This is a genomic window from Achromobacter sp., assembly GCF_036567245.1.
Lineage (GTDB): Bacteria > Pseudomonadota > Gammaproteobacteria > Burkholderiales > Burkholderiaceae_B > Achromobacter.
In genome coordinates, this window is sequence record NZ_DATCUY010000583.1 from 1 (window position 1) to 10,003 (window position 10,003).

Genomic DNA, 10,003 nt, shown 5'->3' on the forward strand with positions numbered 1-10,003 from the left:
ATGGCGCGCCGCGCTGGACGGCGGCGTGTCCTGCCTGGCCGACAACGTGGTGCTTGCTGCAGGCGTATGGTCGGGCCGGATCGCGCAAATGGCAGGCGTGACGCTGCCAGTCAGCGCCGTCGGCCTGACCATGGCCGCCACCGCGCGCGCCCAACCGTTCATCAAGCACCTGATCCAGCATGCAGGACGGCGTCTCTCCATGAAGCAGACGCCCGAAGGCAATGTGCTGATCGGCGGCGGCTGGCCCGCCACCCTGCCCCAGACCGACGGCATTCTCGACCTCGACCGCCAGCCGGAACTGTTGCTGCCCTCGCTGGCGGGCAATCTGAACGCCGCCACGGCCGTCATTCCGGCCGTCGGAGAGCTGCCGGTGCTGCGTGTCTGGACCGGCGCCACCGCGCTGGTTTCCGACCAGTTGCCGCTCATTGGCGCACTTCCCAAGGCCACCAGCCTGTTCATCGCCACAGGCGGCTCGGCTTTCACCCTGGGCCCCACCTATGCGCAAATCCTGGCCGACGACATCCTCGGCCGGGCCAAGACATTCGACTCCTCTCCCTACGACCCCAAACGCTTCGGGAGCCTGACTTTTGCCTGACGCCATACGACTGCAGGACCGGGTTGTCAGACCCGCCCGCATCCGCATCTACATCAACGGCCATGAGACCTTGGCCTATCCCGGAGAGACCGTCGCCACCGCTCTGCTGGCGGCCGGCGTCGGCGTCTTCCGACGCAGCCATGGCCACGCGGCGCATGCGCCCGTCTGCAATATGGGCGTCTGCTTCGAATGCCTGGTCACCATCGACGGCTGCCAGTCGACACGCAGCTGCATGACCTTGGTAACGGAAGACATGCGCATCGAGGTTCCTTCGAATGACGAATAGTGCCAACCAGAACGCCCCTGATCAGGCGGATACGCGCTTCGATCTCATCATCGTGGGCGCCGGCCCCGCCGGGCTGTCGGCGGCCTTGACCGCCGCCGACCATGGGCTGCGCGTCGTAGTAATCGACGAGCAGCACGACGTCGGCGGCCAGATTTTCAGGCAGGCTCCCAGCACCTTCCAGAGCGAACCCAGCAGCGCCTTCAAAAGCTATCCCTTCGGGCGGCAGCTGCTTGAACAGGCCCGGCAATCGACGCAGATCCAATGGCGCTTCGGCAGCACGGCCTGGGGCGTCTTCCGCACGGCGGACCACCCCGGCGTCCGGGTCGCCATCAACCGGGGCAATCAAGCCGCGCTGATCGACGGCGCCGCGCTCTTGATCGCCACCGGCGCCTATGACTTGCCCGTCGCCTTCCCCGGCTGGACCCTGCCGGGCGTCATGTCCGCCGGCGGCGTGCAGACGTTGATGAAGAGCCAGTTCCTTCGGCCCGGAAAGCGTTTCGTTCTGGCCGGCTCCCACCCCTTGCTGCTGCTGGTCGCCGACCTGCTGATCGAGTCCGGCGCGCAGGTTGCCGAAGTCGCCATCGCGCGACCGAAGCCAGCGCTGGCCGAGCTGCTGTCTTCCTGGCGGGCGCTGCCCGGGCACCTCAACCTCTTCCGACAGGCGGCCGGCGCGCTGCGCAATTTGCGGCGGCACCGGGTTCCGATACGCTTCAGTACGCTACTGACAAGGGCCATGGGCAAGCAGGCCGTGGAGCAAGTGGAGCTGAGCGACGCCACCCCGGCATGGGCGCCCATCGCGGGCACCGAACGCAAGCTCCAGGCAGACACCCTGGTCACTGGCTACGGCCTGCTGGCCTCCACCGAACTGGCCCGCCAGGCCGGCTGCGCAAGCGTGTGGCGCCCGACGCAAGGCGGCTGGATTGTGTCGCACGACGAACGCATGCGCACCAGCCAGCCTCGGATTTTCGTGGCGGGAGAACCCGCCGGCATCGGAGGCGCCGAACTGGCGGCCATCGAAGGGCGCATCGCCGCCTTGCAGGCCGTGCAGGACCTGCGCGGCGGCACGCCCGATCCGAGCATCCAGGAATCGCTCCGCCGGGAAGACGACGCGCACCGCAAGACAAGCCGCTTCAGCGACACCGTGCTTCAGTTCTTCGAACCCAGGATGGACGCCCTGGCAAAACTCGCCACGCCGGAAACCACCATCTGCCGCTGCGAGGAAATCACAGCCGGCGCTGTACAGACTTTCCTGGCCGACAACCCGCACGTCAGCGACGTCAACAGTGTCAAACTCGCCTGCCGCACGGGGATGGGATACTGCCAGGGACGCTATTGCCAACATACCGTCGCCCATATATTGGCCGCGACGCGCGAGGTGGAAGTCGGCACGCTGGGCGCCTTCACCGCACGTGCACCTGTGAAGCCGGTGCCGGTCGCGGCGCTGGCCAGCCTGCAGGAGCCAGCACGATGTGGAAGCCGCCATTGAAGGGAGAACCGTCTAAAGCTGCTTGAAGCGACTGGACGCTCTCCAAGGCACCGCGACGGTTGACGCCCCCACCGCGTTGGCCTGCTCAACGATTCGCCCCGGACGCCCAGGACTTCCCTGGATGAAAACGTCCAACAAATAGGCATGAAAAAAGCCCCACCGTGCATCACGTGTGGGGCTTTGCCATTCATCGCTTCGTTCCGAGCGACGATGCATGAGATTCTTGGCGGACAGAGGGGGATTCGAACCCCCGATACGCTTTTGACGTATACACGCTTTCCAGGCGTGCGCCTTCAACCGCTCGGCCACCTGTCCTATTTGCGATTTTCGCCACGGACAAGCCGCTGCAGAAAATGCGAATCCGCGATTCTAGCAGATTTCGCGAACCGTCGACAAGCGGCCAAAGAAAAGGGGACGACATCCGCGCCCCCTTTGCCTGCCTTGCCGCTAGGCCGATGCCGGCGGGTCCTGTTCCCGGTAGGAGCTGACCGTGCCGTCCGGCTCGGTCTCTTCCAGGCGCACCTTGAAGCCCCACAGCCGGGCCAGGTGCTTCATCACCTGTTCGGCATCGTCGCCGGCCAGCGGGCGGCCGCGGCTCTTCAAGTGGCGCAACACCAGCGAGCGATCGGAGTCGCGGTTGAAGCGGACCACCTGGATGTCCGGCACCTGGTTGTCGCGGTTGTGCTGCGCGGCCAGCAGGCGACGGATGTCGCGGTAGCCGTCGTCGTCGTGGATGGCGGCGACTTCGAGCTTGGGGTTGGCCTGGTGGTCGGAGATCGCGAAGAAGCGGAACTCGCGGATCAGGCGGGGCGACAGGTACTGCGAGATGAAGGACTCGTCCTTGAAGTTGCGCATGGCGAAATCCAGCGTCTTCAGCCAGTCGCCGCCGGCGATGTCGGGGAACCAGCGCCGGTCCTCGGGCGTGGGCGCTTCGCAGATGCGGCGGATGTCGGACATCATGGCGAAGCCCAGCGCATACGGGTTGATGCCGCCATAGCCGCGTTCGTCAAAGCCGCGCTGGCTGACCACGTTGGTGTGGCTTTGCAGGAACTCCATCATGAAGCCGTCGTTCACCAGCCCTTTTTCATGCAGCCGGTTCAGGATGGTGTAGTGCCAGAACGTGGCCCAGCCTTCGTTCATGACCTTGGTCTGGGTCTGCGGATAGAAGTACTGCGCGACCTTGCGGACGATGCGCACCAGCTCTTTCTGCCACGGCGCAAGCTTGGGCGAGTACTTCTCGATGAAATACAGCAGGTTTTCTTCGGGCTCCGGCGGGAAAACCGAGGCTTCGACGTGCGCGTCCTTGTCAGCCTCAAGCCGCGGCAGGGTCCGCCACAGGTCGTTGTATTGCAGGCGCGCGTGCTCCTGGCGTTCCGCCTGGCGCGCGGCCTCTTCCTTGTAGGAGATCGGCGTCGGGCGCTTGTAGCGGTCCACGCCATGGTGCGAGAGCGCGTGGCAGGAGTCGAGCAAGGCTTCCACCGCGTCGATGCCATAGCGGTCTTCGCAGGACATCACATACTTGCGGGCGAAGACTAGGTAGTCCAGCACGCCGTCCGCGTCGGTCCATTGGCGGAACAGGTAGTTGCCCTTGAAGAACGAGTTATGGCCGTAACAGGCGTGGGCGATCACCAGCGCCTGCATCGTCATGGAATTCTCTTCCATGAGATAGGAGATGCACGGGTTGGAATTGATGACGATCTCGTACGCCAGCCCCTGCATGCCGCGGCGGTAGAACTGCTCGTTGCGGATGAATTCCTTGCCGTACGACCAGTGCGGATAGCCGATGGGCAGCCCGGCCGAGGCATAGGCGTCCAGCATCTGTTCCGACGTGATTACCTCGATCTGGTTCGGGTAGGTGTCCAGCCCGTATTCGGCGGCGACCTTGGAGATCGCGTCGTCATAGGACTGGATCAGTTCGAAGGTCCATTCGGAACCCTGGGAGATCGGCCGGGCGCTGCCGGCGGCCTCCGGTTCCACGAGCGCTCCCACGATGGCATTCATGCGGTTTCCTTTTTGAACAGGTCATGGAACACGGGGAAGATCTCGCCGCGTTCGCAGATGCGCCGCATGACGAAGTGCGGCTCCAGTTTCTGTTCATATTCCGCCCACAGGCTGCTCTTGCGCGCCTCCTGCGAGTCGGGTACTTCGATGTAGGCGAAGTAGCGCGCGGCCGGCAGCAGATGCTCGGCCAGAAAACGCGCGCTCTTGCCCGCGTCGGCGCCAAACGAATCGCCGTCGCTGGCCTGCGCCGCGTACACGTTCCACGCGGTCGGCGGATAGCGCTTCTCCAGGATCTCGCGCATCAGCTCCAGCGCCGACAGCACGATGGTGCCGCCGCTCTTGGGATCGTAGAAGAAGGTTTGTTCGTCGACTTCCTCGGCGTTGTCGGTGTGGCGGATGAAGACCAGGTCCACGTGTTCGTACTTGCGCGACAGGAACAGGTAAAGCAGCGAGAAGAAGCGCTTGGCCAGGTCCTTCTTGTTCTCGTCCATGGAGCCCGACACGTCCATCAGGCAGAACATGACGGCGCGCGCCATGGGGATGGCGACCGACACGCGGTTGCGGTAGCGCAGGTCCAGGTCGTCCAGGAAAGGCACGCGGGCCAGGCGCTCGCGGCAATCTTCGACGTCCTGCTCCAGCGCCTTGATGTCGGCGGCGGAAGCGCCCGCCTCAACAGCCTTGGCCAGGCGTTCCTCGGCGTCCTCGAGATCCGCGCGCGCCTTTACGCTGAGCGCCACGCGGCGCGCCAGCGACGACTTGAGCGTGCGGCTGATGCTCAGCATGCTGGGTGAGCCGGTGGTCGTGTAGCCGGCGCGCTGCCACTTCTTCTGGCTGACCTCGCCCAGCTGCGTGCGCGCCATGTGCGGCAATTCCAGATCTTCGAAGAACAGGTTCAGGAATTCGGCCCGCGACAGGCTGAAGGTGAACTGGTCCACCGATTCGCCTTCGCCCGGCTCGGACCCGCCTTCCCCCCGCCCGCCCTGCGGCCGATCGAAGGTGTCGCCCTTGGCGAACTCGCGGTTGCCGGGGTGCACCATCTCGCGGTCGCCGCCCTGGCCGTGGTGGAAGGTCGGCTCGGAGATGTCGCGGGCGGGCAGATTGATCTCGCCGCCCTGATCCATGTCCTGGATGGAGCGGTCACGGATCATCCCGTGTACCGCCTTACGGATCTGGTCCTTGTAACGCCGGAGAAAACGCTCCCGGTTGACGGCGCTTTTATTGCGCCCGTTAAGACGGCGATCGATAAGTGAATTCATGATTCACCTCGCTCAGGAAGACTTCCTCACACGGAGATACCACTCGCACAGCAGCCTGACCTGCTTTTCCGTGTAGCCCTTTTCAACCATGCGATCAACGAAGCTTTGGTGCTTGGACTTGTCCTCGGCCGAGGCCTTGGCGTTGAACGAGATCACCGGCAGCAGGTCTTCGGTGTTCGAGAACATCTTCTTCTCGATCACTTCGCGCAGCTTTTCATAGCTGGTCCAGGTCGGGTTGCGGCCGTTGTTGTTGGCGCGCGCCCGCAGCACGAAGTTGACGATCTCGTTGCGGAAGTCCTTCGGGTTGGCGATGCCGGCCGGCTTCTCGATCTTTTCCAGTTCATCGTTGAGCGCGCTGCGGTCGAAGCTTTCGCCGGTTTCCGGGTCGCGGAATTCCTCGTCCTGGATCCAGCAATCGGCAAAGGTCACGTAGCGGTCGAAGATGTTCTGGCCGTATTCCGAGTACGACTCCAGGTAGGCGGTCTGGATTTCCTTGCCGATGAATTCGGCATAGCGCGGCGCCAGGAAGCCCTTGATGAATTCAAGGTAGCGCCGGCGGATTTCCTCGGGATAGTCCTCGCGGCCGATCCGCTGCTCGAGCACGTACATCAGGTGCACCGGGTTGGCGGCCACCTCGGTCTGGTCGTAGTTGAAGACGCTGGACAGGATCTTGTACGCGAAACGCGTCGACACCCCGGTCATGCCTTCGTCCGTGCCGGCATAGTCCTTGTATTCCTGCAAGGCCTTGGCCTTGGGATCCACGTCCTTCAGGCTTTCGCCGTCGTAGACGCGCAGCTTCGAATAGATGCTGGAATTTTCGGGTTCCTTCAGGCGCGTCAGGACCGAGAACTGCGCCATCATGTCCAGCGTTCCCGGCGCGCACGGCGCCGTGGACAGCGAACTGTGGTGCAGCAGCTTTTCGTAGATGCGGACTTCTTCCGACACCTGCAGGCAGTAGGGCACCTTGACAATATAGATACGGTCGAGGAACGCCTCGTTGTGCTTGTTGTTGCGGAAGGTCTGCCATTCCGATTCGTTCGAGTGGGCCAGAATGGCGCCGTTGAACGGGATCGCGGAAAAGCCCTCGGTGCCCTTGAAGTTGCCTTCCTGGGTCGCGGTCAGCAAGGGGTGCAGCATCTTGATCGGGGCCTTGAACATCTCCACGAATTCCAGCAGCCCCTGGTTGGCCAGGCACAAGCCGCCGGAGTAGCTGTAGGCGTCCGGGTCGTCCTGCGAGTGGCGGTCGAGCATGCGGATGTCGACCTTGCCCACCAGCGAGGAGATGTCCTGGTTGTTCTCGTCACCCGGTTCGGTCTTGGCGATGGCGATCTGGCGCAGCACCGAAGGATTCAGGCGCACGACGCGGAACTTCGAGATGTCGCCGTCGAACTCCTTCAGGCGCTTCACGGCCCACGGCGACATGATGCCGCTCAGGTAGCGCCGCGGAATGCCGTATTCCTTTTCAAGCGTGTCGCCGAAGCGTTCCGGATGGAACAGCCCGAGCGGCGATTCGTTCACCGGCGAACCCTTCAAGGCATAGATGGGATAGGCCTCCATCAGCGACTTGAGCCGCTCCGCGATGGACGACTTGCCGCCGCCCACCGGGCCCAGCAGATAGAGGATTTGCTTGCGCTCTTCCAGTCCCTGAGCGGCGTGCTTGAAGAACGCGACGATCTGTCCGATCACGTCCTCCATGCCGTAGAACTCCTGGAACGCGGGGTAGCGTCGGATGGTCCGGTTGGAAAACAAACGGGAAAGACGTGGGTCGTTGCGCGTGTCCACGATTTCGGGTTCGCCTATCGCCGCCAGCATGCGTTCTGCGGGGCTGGCGTACGCCATGGGATCGCTTTTGGCGAGGTTGAGGTACTCCTCGAGAGAGAGTTCCGACTCCTGCTCTTTTGCATACTGCGACTTGAAGCCTTCGACGATGTTTTGCACGGAAACCTCCTACAACACGCGAAAAATCCAATACGTCCCTACCTGCCCCCATTGTGCCTCAGCGCTCGCGCATTACTAGACAATCTCGCGATAAGCACTGTCGGCCGGATGGTATGTTGCTTTCGCCACACATCAACCAAAGGCATGATCAGGCCCTTTCCAATTAGGCTGCACTCTTCGGATACAAGTTCCGTCAGGGAATGCAACTTAAGTGAATAAGTTCACTCGTCCGGTTTCAGCATATCGCTGTATGCGCGCGTGCAAGATGCGGTCGCACATGAAATGCTCAGCAATGATTTGAAGGGAAGAGCGATGTCCCGGGGATTCTTATGATGCGGGTACAAACCCGATGCGCCCGCTATGCGATGGCAGCGGACGGTCTGAACGGCGCGTAGCGTCTTCGTTCAGCAGCGTGCCGGCTCGGTTTTGAAAACGCACCGATGAAGCGGCACGGGAATCCGTGGTGACGAGGGCGCGTGGCATTGCATGGAGTAGTCCAACAGTACGTAGCGCCAAGTCATGGGCCTATGCTAAAGCCAATTGACGTTTTTGTGGCAATTCATTTAGCGCAATGCCAAAAATAGTCGTGCAGCACGCTTCCAAATTCGTACAACTACGAAGCGCGGCAACCGCACAGACATGCGCAAACTTGATGGCATATCGATAGCACTTGCGCATCGTGATTGCCCGTAGGCCGCGAATTATGGGCGCATGCGCGATTGGCAGCCACAAGCATAGAGTGCTAGTACCCCTTCGGGCAGCGATAGAATCACGCATTCGAAATTGCGCCGCGCATTCATTGCGCCTCTTTCCATCCGCCCGTCGTCGTCGCCGCGCCATGCCTTTCCGATCCTGGCCAGCCGCATGAATGCCCTTGCCAAACGCTGTTCCGCAGCGATTTGCAGCGTCTTGCTGTTGCTTCTGGCCGCTTGCGGCAAGCAGGCCGACCTGCCCGGCGACGCCTATGTCTGGCAGCGAGTCTGGACGCCGCCCGTCAGCCAGGCGCTGGCCGACAGCGCCGACGTGGTGCGGGCATGGCGCGTGCTGATGGCGGAAATGAGCCCGGATAGCAGGTGGGTCACTGCTGCGCCCGATCTGGCCGCGCTGGCTGCGGCCAAGCGCCCCGCCATCATGGTTCTGCGCCTGGACGGCCGCGCCGATGCGCTGCCGGTCACGGATGTGCTTGCGTGGATTGCGGCCGCGCGCAGCACATGGAGAGACGCCGGCGTCGCCTTGGCCGGCGTCGAAATCGACTATGACTGCCCCACCTCCAAATTGCCCGCCTACGCGGCATTCCTTGAAGCCTTGAAGCATGGGCTGGGCCCCGATGTGCCTTTGTCGATAACCGCGTTGCCGACATGGCTGAACGGCTCCGGACTCGACGCGCTGCTCCGGATTCCCGATGAAGCAGTGTTGCAGGTCCATGCCGTGCTGAGTCCCGAACAGGGCCTGTTCAACGCCAAGCGCGCAAGCGCCTGGCTGACGGCTTTCGCGGACCGCACCGAGCGGCCGTGGCGCGTGGCGTTGGCGACCTACGGCAGCCGCGTGAGCTGGAACGGCGACGGCAGCATCGCCGCAGTCGAAAGCGAACGTTCCGCGCTGCTACCGGGCGGCCGCGCCAGCGAACTGGTGGCCACGCCCGCGGCCATGGCGGCCTTCGTCGATGAGATCCACCGTTCCCGTCCGCGCGGATTGGCGGGCATCGTCTGGTTTCGCCTGCCCACCGCGCGCGACGAACGCGCCTGGAGCCTGGCCACCTGGCGCGCCGTGCTGACGCGCCAGCCCCTGCTGCCGGCGCTGGCCGTCACGGCACGCGCGACGGGCGGCAACGGCACGCGGGACCTGATACTGTCCAATGGCGGCAACGCCGACGCGGCCCTCCCCTTCGCGATCCGCTGGGACGGTGCCTGCCGCGCGGCTGACGGCATCAACGGCTATACCCTCGAACATGATTCCGACGGCGCATTCCTGCGCCGCTCCCAAGACGGCCTGCTGCACGCCGGCGGCCAACGCAACATAGGCTGGATACGCTGTGAAAATGGGCCTTCGAGCTTCCGTGTACAACCGTAAATCGCTTGCGGCGCTGCTGCTGTTGGCGAGCGCCGGCATCGTCATCGCTTGCGGGCCGGATTTTCCTGCCCAATTGCTGGATGACCGCGCGGCCACGTTGCGCGCCACGCCGGCCAACTCTTTCGGCTACGAAGCCGCCCGTCTGGTGGGCGCCAGCGATGCGCTGCAGGCCAGCGAAGCCTATGAATTGCCGGATGGCAGCTACCAGCAAAATGCCTTGCCGGAAGACCGCGATCCCGCGCTCACGCCTGCGCAGCGGGCAACAGCGCGCGCGATGCGCGCGCAAGTCGACGGCGATCAGGCCTATGCGCTGGGCGCCGCTTTGCCGGAAGCGGTGCGTCTTTACGCCGCCGCCGCGGTCGACACGCATG

7 protein-coding genes, 1 tRNA gene and 1 pseudogene are annotated in these 10,003 nt (G+C 63.6%); 5 read left to right on the forward strand and 4 right to left on the reverse strand.

Annotated elements, in window-relative coordinates; genetic code table 11:
- The 3 genes from VIR09_RS24755 to VIR09_RS24765 form a co-directional block, all read left to right on the forward strand.
- A partial coding sequence (locus VIR09_RS24755; protein WP_332015256.1) for an FAD-binding oxidoreductase occupies positions 1–595 on the forward strand: 595 nt, incomplete at its 5' end.
- Entirely contained in the window at positions 588–881 is a 294-nt protein-coding gene (locus VIR09_RS24760) for a (2Fe-2S)-binding protein (protein ID WP_332015257.1), read from the forward strand. The genes VIR09_RS24755 and VIR09_RS24760, both read left to right, overlap by 8 nt.
- Positions 871–2,367 (forward strand): FAD-dependent oxidoreductase, encoded by a 1,497-nt coding sequence (locus tag VIR09_RS24765; RefSeq protein WP_332015258.1) that lies wholly within the window; start codon positions 871–873, stop codon positions 2,365–2,367. Before VIR09_RS24760 ends, VIR09_RS24765 begins: the two co-directional genes overlap by 11 nt.
- 224 nt (positions 2,368–2,591) lie before the next feature.
- On the opposite strand, the gene VIR09_RS24770 is transcribed toward VIR09_RS24765, so the two are convergent.
- The 4 genes from VIR09_RS24770 to VIR09_RS24785 all read right to left on the reverse strand — a co-directional run bounded on the left by VIR09_RS24770 (position 2,592) and on the right by VIR09_RS24785 (position 7,553).
- Positions 2,592–2,682 (reverse strand) — tRNA-Ser (locus VIR09_RS24770).
- A 132-nt stretch (positions 2,683–2,814) separates the two neighbouring features.
- Positions 2,815–4,368 (reverse strand): SpoVR family protein, encoded by a 1,554-nt coding sequence (locus VIR09_RS24775; protein ID WP_332015259.1) that lies wholly within the window; start codon positions 4,366–4,368, stop codon positions 2,815–2,817.
- On the reverse strand, positions 4,365–5,624 hold the full coding sequence (locus VIR09_RS24780; RefSeq protein WP_332015260.1) for a YeaH/YhbH family protein: 1,260 nt from the start codon (positions 5,622–5,624) through the stop codon (positions 4,365–4,367). The genes VIR09_RS24775 and VIR09_RS24780 overlap by 4 nt, the downstream gene beginning before the upstream one ends.
- A gap of 12 nt (positions 5,625–5,636) precedes the next feature.
- Entirely contained in the window at positions 5,637–7,553 is a 1,917-nt protein-coding gene (locus VIR09_RS24785; protein ID WP_371819061.1) for a PrkA family serine protein kinase, read from the reverse strand.
- A gap of 918 nt (positions 7,554–8,471) precedes the next feature.
- On the opposite strand from VIR09_RS24785, the gene VIR09_RS24790 reads away from it, so the two are divergent.
- Together VIR09_RS24790 and VIR09_RS24795 are read left to right on the forward strand one after the other, a co-directional pair.
- Positions 8,472–9,632, forward strand: coding sequence for a DUF3142 domain-containing protein (locus VIR09_RS24790; protein WP_332015261.1), 1,161 nt, complete (start codon positions 8,472–8,474; stop codon positions 9,630–9,632).
- Positions 9,619–10,003: pseudogene (locus VIR09_RS24795) on the forward strand (hypothetical protein); the annotation flags it as partial. The gene VIR09_RS24790 and the pseudogene VIR09_RS24795, both read left to right, overlap by 14 nt.

What these genes read in the sequence shown, in the direction of transcription:
- VIR09_RS24765 (WP_332015258.1), top strand. Translation starts at nt 871, where the DNA reads ATGACGAATAGTGCCAACCAGAACGCCCCTGATCAGGCGGATACGCGC.
- VIR09_RS24775 (WP_332015259.1), bottom strand. Translation starts at nt 4,368, where the DNA reads ATGAATGCCATCGTGGGAGCGCTCGTGGAACCGGAGGCCGCCGGCAGC.
- VIR09_RS24780 (WP_332015260.1), bottom strand. Translation starts at nt 5,624, where the DNA reads ATGAATTCACTTATCGATCGCCGTCTTAACGGGCGCAATAAAAGCGCC.